We start from the raw sequence: 24,932 nt of genomic DNA, 5'->3' as shown, positions 1-24,932 counted from the left end.
TTCTATCAAGTAGCTTGCAGCAGGACTTGTGAAATGATGGGGGCATGAATGATGACGTGACGAACGGTATGACCACCCAAAGGGCGAATGCTCTGCGTGCAACGTATGGCTGGAACGAATTGCCGCGACCTGCCGGGCCGTCGCCGCTGCGGATGATGCTGCGCCAGTTCACCAACATCTTCGTTGTCATCCTGATCATCGCAGCGGCATTTGCCTTTGTAATAGGAGAGCGGGTTGATACCGTCGCGATTGGCGTCGTGATCTTGTTGAACGGTGTGCTGGGCTTTGTCCAAGAATGGCGTGCCGAGACCGCCCTACAGACGTTGCGTGACATGCTGGCGCCGCAGGCAACGGTCCAGCGCGACGGGCGGCAAATGGTCATTCCTGCGCGTGATATTGTCCCCGGCGACCAGATTATCGTGGCCGCAGGCGACAGAGTCCCAGCAGACGCCGACGTCATCGCACAAACGGGCCTCTATGCCGACGAAAGCGCGCTGACCGGTGAATCCATGCCCGTTGCCAAGGACATCGGATCTGCCGGGCTGTTTATGGGTACCAACATCGTTGACGGGCGCGGGATGGGACGCGTGACAGCCATAGGCGCGCAAACCCGTTTCGGCCAGATCGCAACGTTGACAGGCGCGGTGACCCACCGTCCGACGCATTTGCAACGGCAGCTGAACCAGTTGGCCAAGCAGCTGGGCATTGTGGCCTTGATCATCGCGGCCATGATCATCGCGATCGGGGTCTTACGGGGGCGACCTATCACCGAGATGTTCATGACAGGCATTTCACTGGCGGTCGCTATCGTCCCAGAGGGGTTACCCGCAGTTGTCACAATCACAATCGCTTTAGGTGCGGCGGCGCTGGTGCGCCAAAACGCCCTGACCCGCCATTTGCAGGCCGTTGAAACGCTGGGGGCTGCTTCGGTTATTTGCACCGACAAGACCGGTACACTGACTGAAAATAAAATGTCCGCAACCGAAATCTGGACGCCAATCGGAACCTATAATGTGACGGGGACGGGTTATGACCCTACAGGCCATATCGCAACCAATGGCAGCAAACGCCGCGCGTCCAATGACCCGGCGTTGGCCGCCGTACTCGCGGTGTGCGCCGGGTGCAACCACGCGAGTTTACACCATCAGACCGGTGCATGGACCATGATCGGCAGCCCGACCGAAGGGGCATTGCTGACGCTGGCCTACAAAGGGTGGGCCGACCTGCCCGCTCCGGACACCATCATCGCCGAACAACCGTTCACCAGTGACCGTAAGCGCATGAGCGTCCTGCGACACACGCCGGACGGTCCCAAAATATTCACCAAAGGTGCACCCGAACGGCTGCAATATCTTTCGACGGCCATCATGGGTCCGAATGGGCCGGAACCGATGACACAGGCCGCCCATGCCATCATTGAAACGGCCTATACCGATATGGCCGCAAGGGGACACCGCGTGATTGGTCTTGCCGCGGGCGCGGCGCCCGACGCGACACTGCGCGAGGACACTTTGGTATTTCTGGGCCTCGTCGGCATTATCGATCCCCCCCGGCCCGAGGTCGCCGACGCTGTGGCGCAGGCCCATGCCGCTGGCGCCCGCATTATCATGATCACGGGTGATAGCCCGGCGACAGCCCATGCCATCGCGCAGGCCATCGGGTTGCATCCACAATCGATCATGACACACGAAAACCTGGCCGATTTATCGGATGCAGACCTGAGCGACGCATTGGACAGTGATACGCTTGTCGCGCGCGCAGAGCCCGCCGACAAATTGCGCATCGTGACATTGCTGCAAGGCCAAGGAAAAATCGTGGCGATGACGGGCGACGGGGTGAATGATGCGCCCGCGTTGGAACAGGCCGACGTCGGGATCGCGATGGGCATCCGTGGGACCGACGTGGCCAAAGACGCTGCCGATCTGGTGCTGCTTGACGATAATTTTGCCACCATTATCACCGCCATCCGCGAAGGGCGGCGGCAATTCGATAACCTGCGCAAATTCGTGCGCTATCTGTTGTCATCAAACGCGGGCGAGGTCATCGCCCTGTTGGTGAATATCATCATCGGCGGGCCATTGATTTTTCTGGCCACGCAGATCCTGTGGATGAACCTGATCACTGATGGTCTGACAGCCGTGGCCTTGGGGCTTGAAAAACCCGAAGCACACCAGATGGAACAACCGCCCCGCGCGGTGAACTCCCCGATACTCGGGTGGTCCGGTGTCATGCTGGTCGCGGTATTCGGGTTCTACACCGGGCTGTCCAGCCTATGGATATTCTGGCAACTTCTTCCCGTCGATGAAACGCTGGCCCGCACTTCGGCCTTTACTGCAATGGTCGTCTTCGAAAAATTCAGCGTCTTCGCCTTTCGCTCTTTGCGTGCGCCGTGCAGCCATATCGGGTGGACCAGCAATCCTTTTTTGTTGCTCGCACTTGCATTGACGTTAGGCGCGCAGGTGGCCGCTGTTTATTGGGCGCCACTCCAAACGTTGCTCCAGACCACGGGGCTTGGACTGGCGCAGTGGCTGATGATCGGGATGTTCACAGTGCCACTTCTCGTTCTTCCCGAACTTTTCAAAATGTTCACCTACCGACGCAAACCCGCCGGCAATTGAACCCGTTCACGGAAAATGCCTTGCGCAAAGTCGACGGACGCCTGCTGCTTTCGGTCCGGGCATTCACATACGGCAACAGGCGCATGCGGGGGTATCGGCCAACACACATCAGGGTGTGATCACGCCCCAGCGTTCCCAAGAAATGAAGCCCCCATTGCACTGCAAGGTTGATTTTTTCCCAATAATCGACGCGACTGTCGAAACAGGAGGTAACCCGAATGACCGATCAAAAATTGGATGCCGTCATGCTGATGGCCCTTTTGGATGCCATTCCCGATGCGGTGCTCATGAGCGATGAACGCGGGACGATAACGCGGGCCAATCCAGCGGCAGGTCGGCTTTTTGGCTACACGACGGCACAGATGATCGGGCAAAGCGTAAAGATCTTGATGCCCAAAGCGATGAGCGACCGGCACGACAGCTATATGCAAAACTACCTTGCGACCGGTCACGCACGGATCATCGGGCGCGGGCGCACCGTCGAAGGGTTGCGGCAGGACGGTCAAACCTTTCCACTGCATCTGTCGATCGGCAAAGCAGAATACGGCGGTGCGACACATTTTGTCGCGATCCTGCACGACAGAACCGCACGGGCCGCCGCAGAAGAAGCATTGGCGCGCTCTGCCCGTCTGGATGCGATTGGCCGGATGACAAGTGGGATCAGTCACGACTTTAGCAATATCCTGACGGTGGTGATCGGGAATTTGGAACTGCTTTCGGCGCGGGTCACTGGCGATGAAAATCACGCCATGATCAGCGATGCACTGGACGCGGCGGAACTGGGCGCAAAGATGACGTCGGGATTGACCACCTTTGCGCGCAAGGGCGCGACACAGACAAGCGCGATCGACGTCAACCAAGTTTGCAACGCGGCAATCGGGATGATCGAACGCACTTTCGATCCACATTATGACATTGTCACCCAACTGGGCACAGGCCTGCCACAGGTTTTATCGGACGCCACACAGCTTCAGTCGGCATTGATCAACATTGCGCTGAATGCCCGTGATGCGATGCCCGACGGCGGCAAGCTGACCATTCGGTCAGAGGTGATCAGCATTGATGACACCTATATCGCGCAAGACTTGAACGTGGACCAAGGGAATTATGTGCGCATTTCGGTGACCGACACGGGCCATGGGATAGGCCAAGACATTCAACAACGCGTGTTCGAACCCTTTTTCACGACCAAACCTGTTGGACAAGGTACCGGGTTGGGTTTGGCGATGGTGTACGGTTTTGTGCGTCAATCAAACGGACATGTCACCATTTACAGCGAACTGGGGCATGGGACCACCGTCGCGATGTATTTTCCCGCGCTTGATGCAATGCCCGCGGCCAAACAACCGACCGCAAAAGGCGCGGCGCGGCAGGCGGCGGCAGGCCAAACCGTGCTCGTTGTCGAAGACAATCCACAGGTCCGCCAACTTACGACTGCGCGGCTGCGTGCGCTTGGCTACCATGTGCACGAGGCCGCCAGCGGCGATGCGGCGGCCAACCTGATCGAGACAGGAACTGATATTGATGCAGTCTTTACCGATCTGATGATGCCGGGAGAATTGGACGGTCTGGCATTGGCCCGGCATATCGTGGCCACCTATCCGCATATCCGTATCTTGCTAACAACGGGCTACGCCGAAGATATTCTGGCGCATAGCGATCATAACGGACCGAACCACCGCATCTTGCATAAACCCTACCGTCAGTCCGATCTGGCGGCGGCGCTGTCGGCATTGTTTGATGCCGGATAAACATTGCAGCCTTCCACATCGCAGGTGAACGAATAACCAACCCCCCGGATGGTCGAGATCAGGCGCGGTGACGCCGGAATGCGTTCGATTTTTTTGCGCAGCCGGGCAATCTGGTTGTCAATGGTGCGGTCTAATGGCGCATAGCCATAGCCGCCCGTTAAATCCATCAGTTGTTCGCGCGACAATACCCGCTTTGGCCGGTCAAGAAAGACCTTTAGCAGCTTGAATTCGCCACTGGTCATTTCAACCAAGTTGCCGTCGCGGTCATATAATAACATTTCTGAAGGGTTGGCTTCCATCCCATCGAACTGCAAGCACACGCTGGTCGCTGCCAATTTATCCGCGTCGGATGCCCTGCCGGTGCGGCGCAACACTGATTTAACCCGTGCGAGAACCTCGCGGACATGGAACGGCTTCGAAATATAATCGTCCGCGCCAATTTCCAATCCAACCACACGATCGATCACATCGTCTTTTGCCGTCACCATGATGATGGGCACGGGCGATAACGCGCGCATGGCGGTTGCGACATCCAGCCCGTCATCTTTACCAAGGTTAAGGTCAAGGGTTACCAGATCGCAGCGACCCGCCGCCAATACCTCTAGCGCCGAGGCTTTGTCAGATGCTTCGCGCACGGTTATTCCTTCGCCTTCGAAGCAACGCCGCAGCAGATTTCTGATCTTTGGGTCGTCATCGACGACCAGAATAACAGCGGTTTTCACACGCACCCCGCCCCATACTTTCTGTAGCCATATCGAAACCAAGTCAGCACATTCTAACCGATGCAGGCGGCTGATACAAATTATTACAACCGGATACAGTGTGGCCGACGTCCCTGATACAACCCCAGCATAGGTTTTCTTTCAACCAACAGTGAGGGAACTGCCATGTATGTGACCGCGATACCGATTAACAACGACATCTGTACCCCGATTCCAGAAACACCCAGCATCACCCGAAATCGCACAATAACAATCAGGCCGGGCAAGCATTTATTCTTGGAAGGTGACGCCGCAGACCTGATCTACGAGGTCGCCAGCGGCGTTCTGCGGCTGACCCGGATACTGGACGACGGGCGTCGGCAGGTCATCGCCTTTGGTTTCCCCGGTGACACCGTCGGTTTCCCAAGCGACCGATTGTATCATACTGACTGCGACGCGCTTGTACCGACCACGCTTGTGGTTCATCGGCGCATCTATTTGGATGCACCCAACGGTGATCTTGCCTTGCATCAACGGCTTTTGCGGGCTGCTTTGCGTGAAATCAGCGGGATGCAGGACCATTTCATGATGCTTGGCCGCAAATCATCGACCGAAAAACTTGCATCCTTCTTACAGGTCCTGACGGCGCGTGTGGGCGAACCTATCGGTTACTTCAATCAAGTAACCCTGCCCATGACGCGGTCCGATATCGCGGATTTTCTGGGGCTGACCACCGAAACCGTAAGCCGGACGTTCACCCAGTTGCGCAAAGCGCAGATCATCGCGATTGATCACGTGAATACAATCATCGTTCTCAAACCCGGTGCCCTTCGCGCGCTCGCTTCTGGCGAATAGCACACGCGACCGCGTCATTACGAACCCCAAGCACGATGGCGGATGACTGTCGGTCGCAGCGCTTGGGCGTTTTTACAGCGCCACGCATCACGTTGGCTGCTTGGAATTGACCAATCTCAATATGCAGCAGCAGCTTGGCCCTAGTGTCGGCTTGCAACCAATAAGAGGCACACGATGAAAAACGCGACATTTCTTGCCCTGCAAGGCCCCGACGGAACCACCGCAGACCTAGCCCCGCTTGTTGCAGCCGCACAGGCGCACAATGGCCGGCTTAGTTTGTTGATCGTCGGTCCTGTGCCGCTGATGACTTATTCGATCACGGCAGCGCCTTATGCCGTACCCGTGATCCCCGAAGGCTGGCTGGGCGAACGCAACGAAATGGCCAAACGTCTGGTGGTCAAACAGAGCGAAGCGCGCGCGTTTCTGATCAAAGAGGCCCTGACTGGCGAGGTTGCCACGATTTGCGTGGAGCCGAGCGCGCTGCATGATCTTGTCGCGATCCGTGCGCTGTTTGCAGACATCTGCATCGTGCAAAATAGCCTGCGCGACAACGACGCCGCGCTGAAAAACATCATCTATGGTCTCCTTTTCGAGGCACCCGGTCCGGTCATGCTAAACGTCGAAAAGGGCAGCAAGGCTCTTGCCCCGGATACCGTCATGATCGCATGGAACGGCAGCGTTCCCGCGGTGCGGGCGGTGCGGGCTGCTCTTCCGATGTTGCGCACAGCAAAAGACGTGATCATCGCAAATTTTGACGCCGACGCGTCCCGGTGGGCCGATGGCGACAACCCCGGTGCCGACCTTGCCGTATGGCTGAGCCATCATGGCTGCGCCGTGACCGTCGAAGAATACCAATCTGGCCGCAAATCTGTGTCGCAGGCAATTCTGGCACGGGCGCATGAACATGCCGTCGATTTGGTGGTGATGGGGGCATACGGGCGCAACCGCTGGAACGAACGGTTCTTTGGTGGCACCACGGAATCGATGATCAAACAGACCGAAATGGCCGTTTTACTGGCGCATTAATCGCTGCGCGCGGTGATTTCCATACCCGACACCAAGGCGTCATTCGGGTGGGTCACAATAGAGGTTCCGGGGGATAAACCCTCGAGAACCTCGGCGAACTGCCCGTTTTGGCGACCGATGCGTATTGTCTGCTCGGTGGCGATCCCGTTGTTGGCCGTGAACACTGCCCATTCCCCACCGCGTTTAAAAAGAGCGCTTAGCGGCACTTGCAACGCATCGTCGGTCCGCCATTCCGTGATCCGCAGAAACACCGAAAAGCCGTCGCCAAGTTCGCTCCGTTCGGTCACCGGCGATGTCAGGTCGAATATCGCATCAAGCCGCTGCTCATCGATGCCCAGCGCGGAAACTTTGGTTTTCGCAGCCGGGGCGATACTGGTCAATGTCGCCGCAAGGGCTGTCGGACCACCCCAGCGTTCCACGACAGCCTGCGCACCGGGTCGCAGGCGCACGGCATCGCTTGAGAGCAGATCCGCCACAATCTCCAGCGCAGCGGGATCACCAATGCGCAAAAGCGGGACACCCGTCAGAACCGGATGTTCGCTCATGCTTTCAACGCTTAAAACAACGCCCGTTGCCGGCGCGGTAATTTGCAAGCAACAGCTTATATCGACAGACGATCCGGCGTCTGGCGCCTGCAGCATCGTTTCCGCACGGGCAAGCGTGCTTTGCGCCATGTGAATACGGGCTTCAGCGGCTTGTACGGCGGTTTCGGCCACGGCAAGCCGTTGCAATGCGTCTTCAAGCTGTGTGAGAGACGATACGTTGCGTTCCACCAGCGTTTGTGTCCGGTCGTATTGCGACTGCGCCAGTGACCTTACTTCGCGCGCACGTGCCAGATCGGATTCTGCGACATCCAATGCGGCCTTGGCTTCTTGCACCGTCGCCTGGGCTTGCAGCAGGCTGCGGCTGTCAAGCAAACTGGGGGCGGCAGGACGTACGATAGCGACCACAGTGTCCCCGGCGACAACCCGGTCGCCCACACGAACGGGTGATCGCAACGCAGTGCCGATAATGGGGCTGGCTATATCATAGATATCCTTGATGCGAGTGACGCCATCGGCGTTGATGGTCACATCCAGTGGACCGCGCGTCAGCATGTGCAAATCCACAGGCACGGGGTCGTCCTGCATGACCACATAGCCCAGCCCAACCATGACCGCGACGCCAACGCCCACCAATCCCATCGTGCGAGGTTTCCAAGTCATCGGCTACTCCCTTACTTTCATTACAGAAACGAGGTTTTGTTTATCCAAACGGCGGCGCACCACCATGACCGACCAAAAGCTTGCCAGTAACACGACAAGGCTGGCCTTTGCGTAGACGGCAGGTTCCAGAACCATCGGCAGGTTATAAAGATCGCTGGAAAAGCTGCGAAACATGCTACTGGCGATCCACGTCCCGATCACCCAACCCAGGGGTTGTGCCAGCACAGACAGCAACATGGTTTCTCCGATCAAAATGTATGACACCTCGGATCGCGTGAACCCCAGAATGCGCAGGCTGGCCAATTCGCGGGATCGTTCTGACAGCTGGATGCGCGCGCCATTATAGGTGACCCCGATCGTTATCAGCAGGGCAATGGTGATGTAGATCGCGTTGATCATGCCTATGTTTTCGGAAATGGTTTCGGAAAATGATCGACGTGTGGCTGTCATCATCACGATGCTGGCAAGGTTCGGAATGTCCTTCAGCCGGGCATGCAATTGATCCACTTCTGAATCATCAAGCGACACATTGATGACAGAGATCCGCGGCGTCTGGCGCAGCAGTTGGTTCACATAATCAAGGTCCATATAGGCCCCGATGCCAAAGTATTGCGCAATCGTATTCGTCACAACAAGCGGGTGTGATTCTTGCCGACCGCCTAGAAACTTGGCTTCGATGGTATCCCCGATCGCGACGCCCAGATGCGCGGCAAGCCGGTCAGTCAGGACAACGCCCCCCGGCGGCACCGCGACCCGATTGCCGCTGCTGTTCATCACGCGGCTCAGGTCCGTCTGGGGCTGGCTGGCCTGGATCGACGTGCGCTTTTCGCTGTTTGCGTGCCGCAATATAACAGCGTGGAACTGCTGGCCTTCGGCCTGAAGGATTGCAGGAAGGTCGGCCGCCGTTTCCAACACGCTTAATGGCATGTCACGCGAAAGTACCAGCATGGCATCCTGACGGTTGGTTTCGTAAAACGCGCTATCGATGATTTTGTCCAATGATGGCGGAAAAAACGATGGCGACACGATTGTCGCGACCGCCAACGCAATCCCCAAGAGCGTCAATCCGCTGCGCATCGGCCATCTGATCACGGCGCGCAGGATCATGATCGTCGGCTGGGATAACCGCATCGACGCCATCGCGCGATCAACAAAGCTGCGCTTGAATTGCGGCGGCGACGGGGGCTGCATCGCGATTGCGGGCGCAAGACGGGCAGCCGAAATCGCGGTGTGCGCCGCCCCCAGCGTCGTCGCCAGAAGCGCGGCAATGGCAGAGGCCGCATAAACCCATGGTGATGTGCGCATAATCAGAAACGGGAAATCAAAATACCGCGCGTATTCACCGGCCATATATTTTGCCAACCACGACCCCGCGCCCCAGCCGACACCAATCCCGACAACCGCAATCAAACCAGCCAGCATCAGATAGTGCAAAGATATCTCGAGATCGGAATATCCGACGGCCTTCAGCAGCCCGATCTGGCTGCGTTCCAGCGCGATGATCCGCCCCATCACCATACTTACCAGAAATGCCGAAATGCCAAAGAATATGGGGGGCAGCACCGATGCCATATTGCGCTGTTGCTTGATTTCAGAATCAATGAACGCATCCGAGATTTGCAAGTCCCGCCCGTATGCCCCCTGCGATCCGTAGGGGCCCAGCAACTGGTCCACCGCGTCGATTACCGCGGCCTCTTGCGTGCCCGGGCTTAACTTAAACGAGACATCATTGAATGCACCGGTCATATCAAAGGCCGCGTCAACCGCCGGCTTCGGCATCCACAAAATGCCAAATGTGGCGTTATCAGGCATCAGCGCGCCCGGGCCGATTGTATAGATGAACTCGGGCGATTGCGCCGTGCCTGTGATCGTCAGGCCGCGTTTTTGACCATTAAGGTTGGCATAGAATACATCACCCAGTTGGAAATCATTCGCGTCCGCAAAATTGGTGTTTACCATGACCTCGTCTGTCGAGGCGGGATCGGGCAGCCGGCCTGCGTTCAGGATCGGCACATTGAGACGCGGTAAACCGTCGACAGGCAGTGACAGGATTTGTCCTGTGACGCTGACTTTGCTTGTGGGGATATCAAGTACGGCATGGCCAACAGTGCGCGTTTCCACGGCCCACACGCCGTCAATCGCGGCCAGTTCCATCGCCAGACGATCCGGTGCCCGTTGCACCGCACTAAAGACATCGGCAAATCGGTTGCGTTCATAATAGGTCTCGCGGGTATCCGTAAGGGAATCATACATCCCCAATGCGGTCAGCAAGATCGCCACGCCACACGCCAGAACCAACGCGATTGCCAACGCCTGCTTCCAAAGTCGCGCAAAGTCGCGCAGCAATTTTCGATCCAGCGCGTGCATCACCAGACGATTTCGGCGGGTGCAAGGCGTTCGGCATTCGTAGACACACTGCTAATCTTGCCATCCTGAAACTGGATGACGCGGTGCGCCATGCGTTGAATTTCGGCGTTGTGGGTGATGATGACAGTCGTGGTGCCAAAGCGTTCGTTGATATCCTTGAGCACCTGCAACACCTGTATGCCGGTGCTGCTGTCCAGCGCACCTGTGGGTTCGTCACACAAAAGAATCTCGGGGCGCTTGGCGATGGCACGGGCAATCGCAACGCGTTGTTGTTCGCCGCCTGACATTTCGGATGGAAAGTGGTCCATGCGGTCGGCCAGGTCTACCAGTGCAAGCGCCTCTTCCGCGGGCATCGGATCATGGGACACATCCGTGACCAGTTGCACGTTTTCGCGGGCGGTCAGGCTGGGCACCAGATTATAGAACTGGAACACAAAACCCACGTGATCGCGCCGATAAAGTGTCAGGCCACGGTCGGGCATATTGGTCAGCTCTTGGTCGCGAAACCAGACGCGCCCAGATGATACGTGATCAAGCCCCCCCAGAATATTCAGCAACGTCGATTTACCACTGCCCGACGGACCAAGAAGCACGGTCATTTCACCTGCAAACAACTCTAGATCGACACCCGCGAGCGCGTATACCTTAACGTCGCCGGTCTGATAGACCTTCGTGACATTTTCGGTGCGAAAGACGGTTTCTGGCACGGTGTGCGGCCTTTGGGTTTGATCACAATTGCAGGGCCGAAGGTGGCATAATGCCGCCAACCCGACATTGACCAAGATCAATCGCCGCCGCGGATTGCAGGGTCATCTGTCTGCGCAATCGCACCGGGATGCCGAACGCATATCGATCAGCGGACACAACATAATCTGCTGTACGGGATCATTGCCGACGCACAGAGTTTAGGGATTGCTGGACCCTTGGGTCGCGCAGGTTAGGGCCACGAACGCGCGGACAGATTGCACAACCTTCCGAATGGCCCGCACACACCATGGCTGTGCCTTTGCGAACTATAAAATAGCGTAGAGACGCATGAGAACCGATTGTTCTTTGCGCGCGCCGACGCCGATGAACAAATGACGGTTGACCCATTCGTAGCGGCGATCACCCGTTTCAAGCCGGGCATGCGTGCGCATGTAGTAGCTGTCTGGCGAAACATCATCACCGCGCGCAATCGCCGCAATCACCGCGTCGGGGCCGTGCCGGTATCCAAAGTTGATGATTTCAATTGTCGCGCCGTCGTCCGTTTCAAACGCATAGCGCGTGTCAAGCTCTGCCAAACCATCGCTAAAAACCGTTTGCCAGTCCGCCCCCAAATTCAGGATTTTGCCGCGCAATTTTGGCCCGGACACATCCCCGCCTATAATTGGAATGATCCGGCGGACCCCAGCACGCCCCTGCCCCATCACCCGGATCGGGCCAAGCTGCACTGTCAGGTCAGCGACATGGTCTAGCTTTGGCGTAGGAAGATTCATTTCGTCGCTGCCTCTTGCATCATAATTGTTTACCAACTTAACAATATACTGTACCCAAGTCGAGAGCTTAGGATAAATTTCATGTCACGCACCACACAAACAAGACCGACTGACTTTGAATTATCGGGCGCGGCGTCAGACCTTGAAAGTCTGGTCGGCTACAACCTCAAGCGCGCATATGTCGCTGTTCAGCGGGATTTCCGCGCCGCATTAGGCGAAGGGGGTCTGGGGCCACGCCCGTTCTCAGCGCTTTCAATCGTGGTCACTTTTCCCAACATTAGCCAAAGCGAGCTTGCGCGGATGCTGGGGATCGAACGATCCGGACTGGTTGCGATCGTCGATGAGCTGGAATCAAAAGCCTACCTCGCGCGGACAACAGTGCCAGACGATCGGCGTGTCCAGGCGCTGGTTCCGACCCCTGCAGGGATTGCAGCCTACCAATCGACGCTCGCGGCTGTGCATGCACACGAAGACAAACTGCTGGCGAACTTTTCGTCTGCGGAAAAGCAGACGCTTATGATGTTACTGAATAAAATACGGCTGAACGACAGAGAGAGCTAATATGCAAAACTGGGAGGGATTTGGCGCGATTGTCACGGGAGGGGCATCGGGCTTGGGTGCCGCGACCGCCGCAAAACTAGCGGCGAGCGGCATGAAGGTGACGATCTTTGATCTGAACGCAGATACGGGTCGCACAATTGCCGACGGCCTTGGCGGCGCGTTTGCGCAGGTTGACGTGTCGGACCCGACATCAGTTGCCAATGGGATTGCAGCCGCCGAAACGGCGCATGGCACCACACGCGTTCTGGTGAACTGTGCCGGAATTGGCGGCGCATCAAAGACAGTGTCGCGCGGTCTGGCCCATGACCCTGCCCTGTTCGAAAAAGTGATCCGCGTCAATTTAATGGGTAGCTTCAACTGCGCCAGTCAAGTCGCCGCACGCATGGTCGCAGCACACCCCGTGGACGCTGACGGCGCGCGCGGTGTGATTGTGAATACCGCCTCTGTCGCCGCATTCGATGGTCAAATCGGCCAGCTTGCCTATGCCGCGAGCAAAGGTGGCATCGCGGCAATGACACTGCCAATGGCACGGGATTTGGCCGATAAGGGCATCCGCGTCTGCACCATCGCGCCCGGTCTTTTCCTCACGCCGTTGCTGCACGAACTGCCGCCTGACGTGCAGGAATCCTTGGGGGCCCAGGTTCCTTTTCCGTCCCGGCTGGGAGACCCCGCTGAATACGGCGAAATGGTCGATCACATAACGCGTAACGCGATGCTGAACGGCGAAGTCATCCGACTGGACGGCGCAATCCGCATGGCTCCGCGCTAAGACATCAGAAAGACTGAAATGACCAAAGCATCCCAAAGTGATTTCTGGACGCCCGTATTTGACTATGAGCATCGCGATGACGGCACCATCTTGATGCGTCAGACAGGCGCGTTGGGCAGCTTTCGCCCCGTGCTGGCCGACTACCTCGATCATTGGGCAGATGTAACGCCAGACACAACGTGGATCGCACGGCGTGTGCAGGGCGGCGATTGGCGTCGTATCAGCTACGCCCAAGGCCGCGATCAAGCGAAAGCGATTGGGGCGGCCTTGTTGGCGATGGGTCTTGGCCCCGACCGCCCGCTGCTGATTTTGTCTGAAAACAGCCTCGAGCATGCTTTGTTGGGAATGGCCTGCGCCTATGTCGGTATTCCTTACGCGCCCGTTTCACCGGCCTATTCACTGGTGTCCCAAGATCACGGCAAGCTCAAAGATATTGTCGCATTGCTGACCCCCGGCGCAATTTATGCCGACGATGGTGTTGCTTTTGGTGCGGCGATTGACGCCGTCGATACCCCCGGCATGGCCGTGATCACGTTGGCAAATCCCACAAAGAACGCTGTCGCATTTGATACGTTGCTTCAGGCGGACCCCATATTGGCCGATCCCGCGCGTGCCGCGCTTCGCCCGGACATGGTCGTCAAATACCTGTTCACATCCGGGTCGACGGGTTCACCCAAGGCCGTGATCAATACCAACCAGATGATCTGCGCGATGCAGGCGCTGGTCCGGGATTGCTACAGGTTCCTGACAAAATCGCCGCCCGTCGTTTTGAATTGGGCGCCGTGGAATCACACCGCAGGCGGGAATAAGGTGTTCTACCTCGTGATGACCAACGGCGGGAGCTACTACATTGATGACGGGCGCCCGACGCCGGGCAAGTTCGAAGAAACCCTGCGCAATTTACGCGAGATATCCTGCACGTGGTATTTCAACGTCCCTGTTGGCTATGACATGCTCGTCGACGCGCTGGAACAAGATCCGGCTCTGGCCGCGAACTTCTTTGGCAACCTTGGCATGATGTTCTACGCGGGCGCGGGCATGTCACAGCGCACGTGGGACCGCCTGCGGGCCGCAGGACGGGCAGCAACCGGCCAAGAGGTTCTGCTTGCGACAGGTCTGGGCGCGACCGAGACGGCCCCGTTTGCGCTCGCTTGTACGCAACCACAGGAAAAATCTGGCAATGTGGGTGTGCCTGCCATTGGTTTGACGCTCAAATTGGTGCCAAACGACGGCAAACTAGAAGCCCGCCTCAAAGGTCCGACCATCACCCCCGGATATTACCGTGATCCCGCAAAAACCGCTGACGCGTTTGACGACGAAGGGTTTTATTGCCTTGGTGATGCGCTGCGCCCCGCGGACCCGGACGACCTGTCAAAAGGGTTCTTTTTTGACGGCCGCATCGCGGAAAACTTTAAGCTGACAACGGGCACTTGGGTCGCGGTGGGCGCGCTGCGTGCAAAGTTGGTGGATGCACTGGACGGGATCGTCCGCGACGCCGTCATTACCGGCGAAAACGAAGCCGAGGTGGGTGCGCTGCTTGTGTTGTCCGAAGCGGCCGCGCAAATGCCGCCCAGCGAAATGCGGCAGGCTCTTACGCTGAAATTGGCCGCGGCAGCAAAGGCTGCGACAGGTTCCGCCAGCCGGGTGCGCAGGGTGCTTGTTCTTGATCAAGCGCCTAGTTTTGATCGTGGTGAGATGACTGAAAAAGGGTCGTTGAACCAACGCGCGCTGCGCAGCAACCGCGCCGCCCTGATTGCAAAGCTATACAGTGATGACCCAGAGGTCATCACTGTTTAACGTCGCTTAGCCAAGGCTGTCGATAAACCAGACCAACCACAATGTGATGGCCGGAAACGCGGTCAGCACAACAACACGGATCAAATCTGTAAGCACAAAGGGCAACGCCCCTTTGAAGGTTTCTTTGATCGGTGTGTCTTTGGCCATGCTGTTGATGATAAAGAGGTTCATCCCAACGGGCGGTGTGATCAACCCGACCTCGACCACGATCAAAACCAGAATACCAAACCATAGCCCAAAGTCCTGTGCGGACATGCCGAAATCCAGCACCATCATGATCGGGTAGATGATCGGCACCGTCAAAAGCACCATCGAAAGGCTATCCATGACACAACCGAAGATTAAGTACATAACCAGCACAATCGTCAGGATCACCCACGGAGACAGCCCTGCACCGCCAACCCATGCAGCTGCGGTTTGCGGCAGCTGGCTAAGGGCCAGAAAGCTGTTATAGAACCCGGCGCCCAAGATAATCAGATAGATCATCGCAGAAGCGCTTGCCGTGGCATAAATGGCCTGTTTTAGGCGCGCCCAAGACATCTGCCCAGAGGCCACGCTGATCAGGAATGTCCCTGCGGCGCCTACTGCCGCAGCTTCCGTGGGGGTGAAGACACCCACGTAAATGCCACCGACAACAACGATAAAGATCGTCAGCACAGGCCAGACCTTGCCCAAAGCGACCAAACGCTCGGGCCATGCCACACGGTCCTTGACCATCGCCGCATTGGGCGACAGCCGTACCCAGACGGATATGGCGATGATGTACCCAAGTGCGGCAAGAATACCGGGTATCAATGCCGCCACGAACAGCTTTTCAATATTCTGCTCGGCCAAGATCGCATAGATCACCAAGATGACGGATGGTGGTATCAAGATGCCCAGCGTCCCGCCCGCAGCCAACGCCCCGGTCGCAAGTGACCCCGGATAGCCGTAGCGGCGCAATTCCGGCAGGGCGACCTGCCCCATGGTTGCCGCCGTCGCCAACGAGCTTCCGCAGATTGCCCCAAATCCGGCACAGGCCCCGATAGCAGACATCGCCACACCACCACGCCGGTGTCCCAAAAAGCTTTCTGCCGCGCGAAACAGCGCCGCAGACATGCCCGACAGGGTCGCGAACTGCCCCATCAGCAAAAACAACGGGATAATGGAGAATGAATAATTCGAGAATGTGCCATATGTGACATTCTTCAGTGAATTTAGCACGGGCAGCGCCGTCCCATAGACAAGGTATGACCCGCCAAAACCCACCACCATCATCGACAGCGCAATCGGAATGCGCAAAAAAACGAGAATAAGCAGCACGGGAAATGACCACAGGGCCAGCACAAGGTCGGTCATAACTGCGTCTCCAATTCGGGGTCGTGCCACAACAGCTGTCGCACGGACCGAACGACGCAGAACCCCGCAACCACGACAAAGCAAACAGCACCGACAAGGCACGCCGCATACCCGATCCACACCGGTACCTGGGCAATCAGAGTTGTCTCGTTGTAACCTTTTTTGTCCAGCATTCCCAACCACAAGCGGTGCGCGATCAAAAAGGCGACGACCAGCATTCCACAATCAACGACGATGTTGATTATGCGGTTCATCAGGTTCGGCATTGCCGGTTTGAACAGGTCGACCGCGGCGTGCCCGGACCGGATCTGACACCACGGCAAAAACGCAAAGATCGCCGCGCCAATCCCGATCTCTGTGTAATCATAGATGCCGCGGATCGGGCCACAGCATATCCCTGCTGAATATAGCGCCCGCCCGATAATCGACACACATGTCAGTGCGACAATAGCCAAAAGTAACAGCCCGCCCGCAAGCGCCATTAACCGGGCCATGCCGTCGGCCAATCGTGAAAATGCCGGATACATGCCGACCCCATATCTGTTAAAGAAAAGGTGAAGGGGGCGACAATCCTGGCGCCCCCAATTGGGTATTACCCTTGCAGCATTTTGGTCTTTTCGTCGATCAGCGCTTTGGCGCGTTCAATCAGGGCACGACCATCAATGCCTTTTGCCTCCATCTCTGCGACCCAGCGATCAATCACCGGCTCTGCAGCCGCTTTCCAGCGCGCCACTTCTGCCTCTTCCAGAGTGATCAAGTTGCTGCCCGCATCAACCGCGATTTGGCGACCAGGCGTATCATAATCGACCATCACCTGACTAAAGGCTTGCGCCATTGCGGCACCGCTTTCCGCGTCCAGAATGGCACGCAGATCATCTGGAAGCGCGGCATAAGCAGATTTGTTCATCACCATGATAATTGTCGCGGTATACAGCGCCTCTTCGCCGCCAAATTCCGTATGGTTTGACACAAGTTCAGCTAACCGGATCGATGGCGTGACCTCCCATGGGATAACTGTGCCGTTGATCACGCCTTTGGATAGCGCCTCGGGGATCGCAGGTAGCGGCATTCCAACGGGTTCCGCACCCAATTCGGACAGCAGGTCGTTGATGATACGCGTTGGACCGCGCAAGGTCTTTCCTGCCATATCCTCCAGCTTTTCAATCGGATCCTCGGAATGGATCACACCGGGGCCATGCACCCAACCTGCAAGCACTTTAAAGTCAGCATATTCACTGTCTTGAAAGTCTTCTTCGATCATTTGCTGAAATGCCAGCGATGTCGCGATAGGGTCCTTCATCATGAACGGCAGTTCAAACACCTCGGTGCGCGGGAACCGGCCGGGGGTATATCCAACCACCGACATTGAAATATCCACGACACCATCACGCGCCTGATCCAGCAGCTCGGGCGGGCGCCCGCCCAGTGTCATCGAGTCAAAATGCTGAATTTTAAGACGTCCACCTGATGCCGCCTCAATGCGGTCACCCCATGGCTTAAAGGCATGGGCCGGCAGCGGTGCGACAGGCGCCAAAAACTGATGGAACCGCAGCGACACGTCTTGTGCAAACGCTGTGCTTGGCCCGAAACCGGCCAGTAAAGCACCTGCAGCGGTTGTTTTCAGAAAGCTTCTTCTTTTCATGATCTCTCCTCCCAAAGATTACTCATTCCACATTCGACGCCAGTTTAATCACCCGCGTCAATTTATTATTTTGTCACCGAAACTTCGGCTCCCTTTTTTCAAGGAAAGCCCGCAAACCTTCCTTTGCACCGTCAGAAGTTTGGGACATCGCTGCCGCCAGACTTTCGGTAAACATCCCGTCACTTCGCGACATGTCGCCAATGCGCGACAAAGCGTTGATCATCAGATAATTGGAAAACGGCGCGTTGTCCGCGATACGGCGCGCCAATTTCTGCGCGAGCGCCATCCCCTCGCCCTCACCGACTGAGTAGTGGGCAAGCCCAAAGGCCAGCCCGTCTTCGGCACCATAGTTACGGCCCGTCAACATCATTTCGCGCATCCGATCAGCACCCAAGATACGCCCGACACGCACCGTAGCGCCGCCGCCAACAAAGATACCACGCCGGCCTTCGGGCAACTGGAACCGCACCGACGGTTCTGCGATACGAACATGCGTCGATGTCGCGATTTCAAGGCCGCCACCGATGACCGCGCCCGTCAGAACGGAAATCACAGGCAGGCCGCCGAATTCAATCAATTCAGACACACGGTGCCAATTGCGCGAATGATAAACGCCTTCGATCGGTTGCCGGCTTTCGTGTTCAGCAAGGTCAAGACCGGAACAAAAATGCCCCCCCTCGCCTCGCAAAATAACAGCATTCACGCCCTTGGGTGGGCTGGAAAAAAACGCGTCCAGCGCATCAACCAGCGCATCGTTCATCGCATTGCGCTTGTCCGGACGGTTGAATGTGATGGTTGCGATGTCCCCATCAATTTCAACACGCGTCACGGCGTTATCCACATGCAATGCTGGCATCAAAATCTCCAAGCGACGTCATTCTTCAAAACTGTTGTATAGATTAACAGTTTTACTGTATACCATTTTTTACGCAGGACACAATCGCCGGAGGACAGTGTGGTCGATTTCAACAAAGTCAGAGCCATTGACTTCCATACGCACGCAGAGGAACCCTGCTGCGGCCATCGCGATGACGGATACAATGAATTTCAAGCAGGCATGGCTGCGTACTTTAAAAACCCGGCCGGGGCACAAGGTATGCTGCCAACAGTGCAGGACACCGCAGACTATTATCGTGAACGCAACATTGCAGCGGTGATTTTTCCCGTTGATGCCGAGCGTGAAACAGGTTTCCGGCGCTATTCAAACGAAGAAGTCGCCAGCATTTGCGCCGAAAATGACGACATTCTGATTCCGTTTGCTTCGGTTGATCCACACAAAGGCAAGGCTGGCGCCCGCGAGGTCCGTCGTCTTGTGCGCGATTTTGGTGTGCGCGGTTTCAAGTTCCACCCGACGATGCAGGGCTTTTTCCCGAATGACCGCGAAACGGCCTATACTGTGCTTGAAGCTTGCGCCGAAGAAGGCGTGATTACACTGTTCCACACAGGCCAAACGGGCGTTGGGTCGGGGATGCGCGGCGGTATGGGAATGCGCCTGAAATATTCCAACCCCATGCATCTGGACGATGTGGCCGTCGATTTTCCGGATATGCCGATCGTCCTTGCACATCCGTCATTCCCGTGGACCGAAGAGGGGCTTGCTGTGGCGCAACACAAGCCCAACGTATATTACGATATGTCCGGTTGGTCGCCAAAATACTTTCCCGAGACATTTATCCGCTACGCGAATTCAATCTTGAAGAAGAAGATGCTGTTTGGCTCTGACTGGCCCGCGATCACACCCGACCGCTGGTTGGCCGACTTTGAAAATGCCCCGTTTAAAGACGACGTGCGGCCGTTGATTTTAAAGGAAAATGCGCTGCGGATATTGGGCGAAGCACAATAACGTAGAATTTGCTTGCGGACATTGGGGGGATACCATGGCAGACCTTGCACCACTTAACGACGAAATCACGCTCGACCAGCTGAATGTCGATCCGTTCCCCATTTACCGCCGCTTACGGGCCGAAACGCCGGTTTTACGCGTGAAATCAGCGGGTCGGACATTTTTAACCAAAGCGGTGGATACAAAATACGTCAAGGACAACCCGGATATCTTTAGCTCGGACGATCCAAATACGCCAATGCAGCGGGCATTTCGTGCGCATACGCTGATGCGCAAGGACGGTGACGAACACCGTCGCGAACGTATGGCTATGGCCCCGGCCTTTAGCGCCAAAGCGATCCAGAACGACTGGATGCCACAATACGAAAAGATCGCGCATGACTACGTCAGTCGCCTGCCGCGCGGCGAAGTGGTTGACCTGTTTGCGCTTTTGTCCGGTGCCTATGCCGCCCGAGGGCTGGCGATCTTGCTGGGCATGGAAGAAGCAAGTGACGCAGAAATGCTAGAATGGTCACAAGCGCTGATCGAAGGCGCGGGTAACTTTGGCTGGCAAGACGCGCCTTTCGCCCGTTCAGATCGTGCCAACGATGCCATCGACGCGCTACTGGACCGCATTCAGGCCCGTCACCGGGCACAGCCGAACAGTTCCGCATTCTCTGCCATGCTGAACGCCGATGACCCCATCGCGATGTCACAAATCTATGCGAACATCAAAATTGCGATTGGCGGTGGTATCAACGAACCACGCGATGCCTTGAACACCATCATCTATGGGTTGCTGACCAACCCCGACCAATTGGAAGAGGTGAAACGCAACGCCGACTGGGACAAGGCGTTTGAAGAAGGCGTGCGCTGGGTTGCCCCCATTTCCGCCTCTTCGCGACTGGTGACCGAAGATACCGAAATTCGCGGTTTCCTTATCCCCAAGGGTGACACTGTGATGACCATTCAGGCCAGTGCAAACCGTGACGAGGATCTGTTTGAAAACGGGGAAATGTTTCAGGTCTATCGGGACAAGAACCCACACCAGTCGTTTGGCAATGGTCCACACTTTTGTCAGGGCACGCATGTTGCCCGGCGCGCGGTCGGCAAAGTCATGCTGCCCATCCTGTTTGACCGTTTTCCCAATATGGAAATTCCCGACACCGATGCCGTGATCTGGCGCGGCTTTGGATTTCGCGGGGCGGTTCAAATCCCGGTTCTTTTGAAATGACAGAATTTCGCGCCCCGACCGAAGATATCCTTTTTTCTTTGAACCACGTTGCTGACGCTGGCGCGATTGAAGGATGGGACAGCGCACTGGCAGAGGATATTCTTGGTCATTTTGCGCGGTTTGCCGAAGGCGTGATCGCCCCTTTGAACAGCATTGGCGATATCCAGCATGCGCAGCTGATCAAGGGACGCGTCCGCATGCCGGATGGGTTCGCCGCCGCCTATGCGCAGATGGCCACTGATGGATGGCAAGGGCTTGTCGCACCCGAACGCTTTGGCGGGATGGAGGCATCTGCGCTTCTTGCCGCGGCAGTATCCGAAGTGTTTTCAGGGGCCAACCATGCCATGCAAATGGTATGCAATCTGGTGCCGGGCGCCATTGCGACCCTGCTGACGTTTGGCAGTGAGGCCCAGCAATCTGAATGGATCCCGAAACTTGCGAATGGCACAGCCCTTTCCACGATGTGCATCACAGAACCGCAAGCCGGGTCCGACCTGTCTGCGATCCGGTGCAAGGCAGTGCACGGTCCCGACGGATGGCGCATCGCAGGCGAAAAAACCTTTATCTCGGGTGGCGATCAGGACATGTCCGCCGAGATTTTACATCTCGTCCTTGCGCGCACAGATGAGTCAAAATCCGGTCTTGACGGGCTGTCGCTTTTTCTTTGCCCGGCCCAATCCGCTGTGACAGTGACCCGGCTGGAAGACAAGATGGGGCTGCACGCGTCGCCCACCTGCCAGATGCTTTTTGACGGCGCGACTGCCGATCTGATTGGCGCCAAAGGCAACGGTCTGCGCGCAATGTTCACGCTGATGAACCACGCCCGCCTTGATGTCGCACTGCAAGGTGTGGCGCATGCCGCGCGTGCCGCACATATTGCCAGCACCTATGCAGCCGAGCGTGCGCAAGGACGGCACCCCAACAAAACCCCTGCCCTGTTGCACGACCACGCCGACGTCAAGCGTATGCTGGATGACCAGCAGCGGCTGGCCTTTGGCGCACGCGCGATGTGCCATATAACGCTGGTTGCGTTAGAGCGTGGCGATAGTCCGGAACTGTGTGAATTCCTGACCCCGCTTTGCAAAATTTTCGGGTCCGAGGCAGGCATAAAGGCCGCCGATCTTGGTATCCAGATCCTTGGTGGCTACGGCTATCTGCGCGAATATGGCATGGAACAAATCTGGCGGGACGCCCGCATCTGCGCCATATACGAAGGCGCAAACGGCATCCACGCGCGCAGCATTGCAACCCGCGGTCTGCGGTCAGATGGCGGCGCAGGTGCGTTTGCGGATTTGATTACACAGCTTGCTGACGGATCAAAAACGGTGCTAGGGCGTTTGTCCGAATGGCAGACACGGTGCCGCAAGATGACCGAAATTCCCGACCCGCTGCCATTGGCGCATGCTTTCGCACATGAAACGGCAGACCTGTTTTTTGCAGCCGTGTGGGTCCGTATTCACGCCGTCGCGGATCGCCACCCGACACCGGACACGCTGCGCCACCTTGCGCAGGCTGTTATTTAAAATCAAAGGACACCACCCATATGACTAACCCAGACGTCATCATCTCTGGCGGCGGCATTGGCGGGCTCGCTTTGGCGCTGACTTTGCACCAAATCGGGGTGTCATGCCTTGTGATCGAATCTTCACCAGAAATGCGGCCGTTGGGGGTTGGCATTAATATTCAACCAAATGCTGTGCGCGAACTGTTTGACCTTGGGTTTACGACAGCCGACCTTGATCAGGTTGGTGTGGCCGCGCGCGAATGGGCGCTTGTCGGGCTGAACGGCAAAGAAGTCTACGCCGAAGCCCGTGGTATCGAAGCCGGATACAACTGGCCACAATATGCGGCACATCGTGGCGCGTTCCATATGATGCTTTATAACAAAGTCGTCGCAACGCTGGGTGACGACTGCGTTCTACTGGGCACCCGCGTCACCGGCTATACGCAAAGCGGTGGCACGGTGACCGCCGCTTTAGCGGACGGGAATGGTGACGTGTCACAACGTACGGCGAAACTGTTGATCGGGGCCGATGGCATCCATTCTGCAGTACGTGCCCAGATGCACCCGGGCCAGCCCCCCATCCATTGGGGCGGCGCCGTCATGTGGCGCGGCACCGTGCGCGCCAAACCGATGCGCACAGGATCATCTTTTGTTGGTCTAGGAACACATCAACACCGCATGGTTATATATCCGATTTCCGCCCCTGACGCGGACGGCTATGCGATGATCAACTGGATCGCAGAAGTCACGCGCGACAATTCGGATGGCTGGCAAGAACAAGGCTGGTTCCGCCCTGTCGCAGTCAAGGATTTCATCCATCACTTTGATCAATTCCGTTATGACTGGCTGGACGTACCGCAGATGCTTGCCCAAACAGATTGCGCCTACGAGAACCCGATGATTGACAGGGATCCCGTTCCGACATGGGTCGATGGCGCGGTTGCATTGATGGGGGATGCTGCGCACGCGATGTATCCGACAGGGTCAAACGGTGCCAGTCAGGCCATCGTCGATGCACGCGTGATTGGCGCGCAACTTCTTGAACATGGCATTACCCCTGCGGCGCTGTCAGCCTATGACGCCCAATTGTGCGGGCCGGTTTCCGAACTCATTTTGCGAAACCGTGGTGCGGGGCCGTTTGGTCTTTTGAATCTTCTGGATGACCGTTGTGGCGGTGTTTTCGATGACATCGATACGGTCATCCCCCCGGCAGAGCGTACGGCATTCATGTCCGCCTATAAATCTGCGGCGGGTTTTGCGATTGATAAATTGAACGCCGCGCCGCCGACGCTGCCATTTGGTGCAAAGGTCGGCTAGGATCAGCTATCTTTCGGCACTGACCGCAACAACGCGCTGATAAAAGCCCGCGCCGCGACAGAACGCACCTCTTCGGACCGCGACATGACGCCGATGGCCCCGACGGTCGCTGTGGTATCAACATCAAGCGCCACCAGACGCCCCTCGGCCAGATCATTGGCAACGACACCGTGGCTGATAAACCAGACGGTCTGTAAATCTGCCAGTGTGGCCGTCCGACCAAAAGCGGATGACGCCGATTCAATGCGGGTTTTGAAAAGCGGTACACCCTGGGAAATGAGCAGGCGCGCGACCAAGGACCGGATCGCGGAATCCTTGGGGGGATAAAGCACCCGGAATGCGTCGATTTCTGTCAGAAGACGCACCTTGGCTGCCGGGCTGTCAGGGCGCGCCACGACAACGACCCGTTCGGTATAAAGCTGCAAAAACTCTAACCCGGTCATCGTTTCAGGTCGGCCCAAACGCCCAACCACAAGATCAAGCCCGCCATTGCGCAACCGTGTCGTCAGATCAAGATGAGGCCCCTCGTGGATTTCAACCAAGGTATCGGGGCTGTGGCTTTGGAAGTCCGTGACCGATTGCGGCAACAGGTGTGATGCAACGCTTGGCAATGCGCCTACTCTGAGCGTGCCCGCAGACGCCCCGATAGCCCGGACACTGCGCAGCCCGTGGCGCAATGCTGTGGTGCTTTGTTCGGCGTACTGCAGGAAAATTTCACCCTCTGTCGTCAGTTGAACCCCTGCGCGGCTGCGCTCCAGTAAAACGACACCGATGATGTCCTCGAGTTCTTTGAGCGTCTTTGAAATTGCGGGCTGGGTCAGATTTAGTTGCTCTGCGGCACGCTTAAGACTTTTGGCGCGGGCAATCGCGCTGAACGCACCAAGGTGGCGGAATTTGATGCGTCGGTCCATTTAGTTTCCTAAAACAGCAACTATAATCGGCAAATA

At 57.0% G+C, this 24,932-nt stretch carries 21 protein-coding genes; 11 read left to right on the top strand and 10 right to left on the bottom strand.

What is annotated here, in order from left to right; translation table 11 throughout:
* The first annotated feature begins 44 nt into the window (after window positions 1–44).
* Together ACXJGX_RS11575 and ACXJGX_RS11570 are read left to right on the top strand one after the other, a co-directional pair.
* A complete protein-coding gene (locus tag ACXJGX_RS11575; protein ID WP_474781760.1) occupies window positions 45–2,618 on the top strand; it encodes a cation-translocating P-type ATPase in 2,574 nt (857 codons plus the stop codon).
* 218 nt (window positions 2,619–2,836) lie between these two features.
* On the top strand, window positions 2,837–4,369 hold the full coding sequence (locus ACXJGX_RS11570) for a PAS domain S-box protein (protein WP_474781758.1): 1,533 nt from the start codon (window positions 2,837–2,839) through the stop codon (window positions 4,367–4,369).
* Here the strand turns inward: ACXJGX_RS11570 and ACXJGX_RS11565 are convergent.
* Window positions 4,321–5,091 carry a response regulator gene (locus ACXJGX_RS11565; protein WP_474781756.1) on the bottom strand — a complete coding sequence of 257 codons (771 nt, stop codon included), beginning with the start codon at window positions 5,089–5,091 and terminating at the stop codon, window positions 4,321–4,323. The genes ACXJGX_RS11570 and ACXJGX_RS11565 overlap by 49 nt on opposite strands.
* Window positions 5,092–5,256: 165 nt before the next feature.
* On the opposite strand from ACXJGX_RS11565, the gene ACXJGX_RS11560 reads away from it, so the two are divergent.
* Both ACXJGX_RS11560 and ACXJGX_RS11555 read left to right on the top strand, forming a co-directional pair.
* Window positions 5,257–5,925, top strand: a complete 669-nt coding sequence (locus ACXJGX_RS11560; RefSeq protein WP_474781754.1) for a helix-turn-helix domain-containing protein — start codon at window positions 5,257–5,259, stop codon at window positions 5,923–5,925.
* Between the two features lie 174 nt (window positions 5,926–6,099).
* The gene (locus ACXJGX_RS11555; RefSeq protein ID WP_474781752.1) at window positions 6,100–6,951 is read left to right on the top strand and encodes a universal stress protein; all 852 of its coding nucleotides are present in this window, start codon (window positions 6,100–6,102) and stop codon (window positions 6,949–6,951) included.
* On the opposite strand, the gene ACXJGX_RS11550 is transcribed toward ACXJGX_RS11555, so the two are convergent.
* The 4 genes from ACXJGX_RS11550 to ACXJGX_RS11535 all read right to left on the bottom strand — a co-directional run bounded on the left by ACXJGX_RS11550 (window position 6,948) and on the right by ACXJGX_RS11535 (window position 12,001).
* Entirely contained in the window at window positions 6,948–8,156 is a 1,209-nt protein-coding gene (locus tag ACXJGX_RS11550; RefSeq protein WP_474781750.1) for an efflux RND transporter periplasmic adaptor subunit, read from the bottom strand. The genes ACXJGX_RS11555 and ACXJGX_RS11550 overlap by 4 nt on opposite strands.
* Before the next feature lie 3 nt (window positions 8,157–8,159).
* Window positions 8,160–10,523 carry an ABC transporter permease gene (locus tag ACXJGX_RS11545; protein WP_474781749.1) on the bottom strand — a complete coding sequence of 788 codons (2,364 nt, stop codon included), beginning with the start codon at window positions 10,521–10,523 and terminating at the stop codon, window positions 8,160–8,162.
* Window positions 10,523–11,230, bottom strand: coding sequence for an ABC transporter ATP-binding protein (locus ACXJGX_RS11540; protein WP_474781747.1), 708 nt, complete (start codon window positions 11,228–11,230; stop codon window positions 10,523–10,525). Before ACXJGX_RS11540 ends, ACXJGX_RS11545 begins: the two co-directional genes overlap by 1 nt.
* Window positions 11,231–11,536: 306 nt before the next feature.
* On the bottom strand, window positions 11,537–12,001 hold the full coding sequence (locus ACXJGX_RS11535; protein ID WP_474781745.1) for a DUF3237 domain-containing protein: 465 nt from the start codon (window positions 11,999–12,001) through the stop codon (window positions 11,537–11,539).
* Between the two features lie 81 nt (window positions 12,002–12,082).
* On the opposite strand from ACXJGX_RS11535, the gene ACXJGX_RS11530 reads away from it, so the two are divergent.
* Genes ACXJGX_RS11530 through ACXJGX_RS11520 form a run of 3 tightly spaced genes read left to right on the top strand, consistent with a single transcriptional unit; the run spans window position 12,083 to window position 15,128 of the window.
* Window positions 12,083–12,562, top strand: a complete 480-nt coding sequence (locus tag ACXJGX_RS11530) for a MarR family winged helix-turn-helix transcriptional regulator (protein ID WP_474781743.1) — start codon at window positions 12,083–12,085, stop codon at window positions 12,560–12,562.
* Window position 12,563: 1 nt separating this feature from the next.
* A complete protein-coding gene (locus ACXJGX_RS11525; RefSeq protein ID WP_474781741.1) occupies window positions 12,564–13,331 on the top strand; it encodes an SDR family NAD(P)-dependent oxidoreductase in 768 nt (255 codons plus the stop codon).
* Between the two features lie 18 nt (window positions 13,332–13,349).
* Window positions 13,350–15,128 carry a feruloyl-CoA synthase gene (locus ACXJGX_RS11520; protein WP_474781739.1) on the top strand — a complete coding sequence of 593 codons (1,779 nt, stop codon included), beginning with the start codon at window positions 13,350–13,352 and terminating at the stop codon, window positions 15,126–15,128.
* 6 nt (window positions 15,129–15,134) lie between these two features.
* Here ACXJGX_RS11520 and ACXJGX_RS11515 read toward each other — a convergent pair whose 3' ends face one another.
* The 4 genes from ACXJGX_RS11515 to ACXJGX_RS11500 form a co-directional block, all read right to left on the bottom strand.
* Complete coding sequence (locus ACXJGX_RS11515; RefSeq protein ID WP_474781737.1) at window positions 15,135–16,466, bottom strand: TRAP transporter large permease; 1,332 nt, start codon at window positions 16,464–16,466, stop codon at window positions 15,135–15,137.
* On the bottom strand, window positions 16,463–16,993 hold the full coding sequence (locus ACXJGX_RS11510) for a TRAP transporter small permease (protein WP_474781735.1): 531 nt from the start codon (window positions 16,991–16,993) through the stop codon (window positions 16,463–16,465). Before ACXJGX_RS11510 ends, ACXJGX_RS11515 begins: the two co-directional genes overlap by 4 nt.
* Before the next feature lie 65 nt (window positions 16,994–17,058).
* Window positions 17,059–18,108: a TRAP transporter substrate-binding protein gene (locus tag ACXJGX_RS11505; RefSeq protein ID WP_474781733.1), complete on the bottom strand. Its 1,050-nt coding sequence runs from the start codon at window positions 18,106–18,108 to the stop codon at window positions 17,059–17,061.
* Window positions 18,109–18,181: 73 nt separating this feature from the next.
* The gene (locus tag ACXJGX_RS11500; protein WP_474781731.1) at window positions 18,182–18,964 is read right to left on the bottom strand and encodes a crotonase/enoyl-CoA hydratase family protein; all 783 of its coding nucleotides are present in this window, start codon (window positions 18,962–18,964) and stop codon (window positions 18,182–18,184) included.
* A 99-nt stretch (window positions 18,965–19,063) separates the two neighbouring features.
* On the opposite strand from ACXJGX_RS11500, the gene ACXJGX_RS11495 reads away from it, so the two are divergent.
* Genes ACXJGX_RS11495 through ACXJGX_RS11480 form a run of 4 tightly spaced genes read left to right on the top strand, consistent with a single transcriptional unit; the run spans window position 19,064 to window position 23,985 of the window.
* On the top strand, window positions 19,064–19,951 hold the full coding sequence (locus tag ACXJGX_RS11495; RefSeq protein ID WP_474781729.1) for an amidohydrolase family protein: 888 nt from the start codon (window positions 19,064–19,066) through the stop codon (window positions 19,949–19,951).
* Between the two features lie 34 nt (window positions 19,952–19,985).
* Entirely contained in the window at window positions 19,986–21,164 is a 1,179-nt protein-coding gene (locus tag ACXJGX_RS11490) for a cytochrome P450 (protein ID WP_474781727.1), read from the top strand.
* The gene (locus ACXJGX_RS11485) at window positions 21,161–22,687 is read left to right on the top strand and encodes an acyl-CoA dehydrogenase family protein (RefSeq protein WP_474781725.1); all 1,527 of its coding nucleotides are present in this window, start codon (window positions 21,161–21,163) and stop codon (window positions 22,685–22,687) included. Before ACXJGX_RS11490 ends, ACXJGX_RS11485 begins: the two co-directional genes overlap by 4 nt.
* A gap of 20 nt (window positions 22,688–22,707) precedes the next feature.
* A complete protein-coding gene (locus ACXJGX_RS11480) occupies window positions 22,708–23,985 on the top strand; it encodes a flavin-dependent oxidoreductase (protein ID WP_474781723.1) in 1,278 nt (425 codons plus the stop codon).
* A gap of 2 nt (window positions 23,986–23,987) precedes the next feature.
* Here ACXJGX_RS11480 and pcaQ read toward each other — a convergent pair whose 3' ends face one another.
* Window positions 23,988–24,896: a pca operon transcription factor PcaQ gene (gene pcaQ / locus ACXJGX_RS11475; RefSeq protein ID WP_474781721.1), complete on the bottom strand. Its 909-nt coding sequence runs from the start codon at window positions 24,894–24,896 to the stop codon at window positions 23,988–23,990.
* Window positions 24,897–24,932: the final 36 nt, after the last annotated feature.

It is taken from the genome of Yoonia sp. SWMV100, from assembly GCF_056108365.1.
This window is presented reverse-complemented; position numbering and strand designations above follow the sequence as displayed.

What these genes read in the sequence shown, in the direction of transcription:
- ACXJGX_RS11570 (WP_474781758.1), top strand. Translation starts at nt 2,837, where the DNA reads ATGACCGATCAAAAATTGGATGCCGTCATGCTGATGGCCCTTTTGGAT.
- ACXJGX_RS11515 (WP_474781737.1), bottom strand. Translation starts at nt 16,466, where the DNA reads ATGACCGACCTTGTGCTGGCCCTGTGGTCATTTCCCGTGCTGCTTATT.
- pcaQ (WP_474781721.1), bottom strand. Translation starts at nt 24,896, where the DNA reads ATGGACCGACGCATCAAATTCCGCCACCTTGGTGCGTTCAGCGCGATT.
- ACXJGX_RS11545 (WP_474781749.1), bottom strand. Translation starts at nt 10,523, where the DNA reads ATGCACGCGCTGGATCGAAAATTGCTGCGCGACTTTGCGCGACTTTGG.
- ACXJGX_RS11485 (WP_474781725.1), top strand. Translation starts at nt 21,161, where the DNA reads ATGACAGAATTTCGCGCCCCGACCGAAGATATCCTTTTTTCTTTGAAC.
- ACXJGX_RS11535 (WP_474781745.1), bottom strand. Translation starts at nt 12,001, where the DNA reads ATGAATCTTCCTACGCCAAAGCTAGACCATGTCGCTGACCTGACAGTG.
- ACXJGX_RS11555 (WP_474781752.1), top strand. Translation starts at nt 6,100, where the DNA reads ATGAAAAACGCGACATTTCTTGCCCTGCAAGGCCCCGACGGAACCACC.
- ACXJGX_RS11490 (WP_474781727.1), top strand. Translation starts at nt 19,986, where the DNA reads ATGGCAGACCTTGCACCACTTAACGACGAAATCACGCTCGACCAGCTG.
- ACXJGX_RS11510 (WP_474781735.1), bottom strand. Translation starts at nt 16,993, where the DNA reads ATGTATCCGGCATTTTCACGATTGGCCGACGGCATGGCCCGGTTAATG.
- ACXJGX_RS11505 (WP_474781733.1), bottom strand. Translation starts at nt 18,108, where the DNA reads ATGAAAAGAAGAAGCTTTCTGAAAACAACCGCTGCAGGTGCTTTACTG.
- ACXJGX_RS11575 (WP_474781760.1), top strand. Translation starts at nt 45, where the DNA reads ATGAATGATGACGTGACGAACGGTATGACCACCCAAAGGGCGAATGCT.
- ACXJGX_RS11530 (WP_474781743.1), top strand. Translation starts at nt 12,083, where the DNA reads ATGTCACGCACCACACAAACAAGACCGACTGACTTTGAATTATCGGGC.
- ACXJGX_RS11520 (WP_474781739.1), top strand. Translation starts at nt 13,350, where the DNA reads ATGACCAAAGCATCCCAAAGTGATTTCTGGACGCCCGTATTTGACTAT.
- ACXJGX_RS11500 (WP_474781731.1), bottom strand. Translation starts at nt 18,964, where the DNA reads ATGCCAGCATTGCATGTGGATAACGCCGTGACGCGTGTTGAAATTGAT.
- ACXJGX_RS11560 (WP_474781754.1), top strand. Translation starts at nt 5,257, where the DNA reads ATGTATGTGACCGCGATACCGATTAACAACGACATCTGTACCCCGATT.
- ACXJGX_RS11480 (WP_474781723.1), top strand. Translation starts at nt 22,708, where the DNA reads ATGACTAACCCAGACGTCATCATCTCTGGCGGCGGCATTGGCGGGCTC.
- ACXJGX_RS11525 (WP_474781741.1), top strand. Translation starts at nt 12,564, where the DNA reads ATGCAAAACTGGGAGGGATTTGGCGCGATTGTCACGGGAGGGGCATCG.
- ACXJGX_RS11550 (WP_474781750.1), bottom strand. Translation starts at nt 8,156, where the DNA reads ATGACTTGGAAACCTCGCACGATGGGATTGGTGGGCGTTGGCGTCGCG.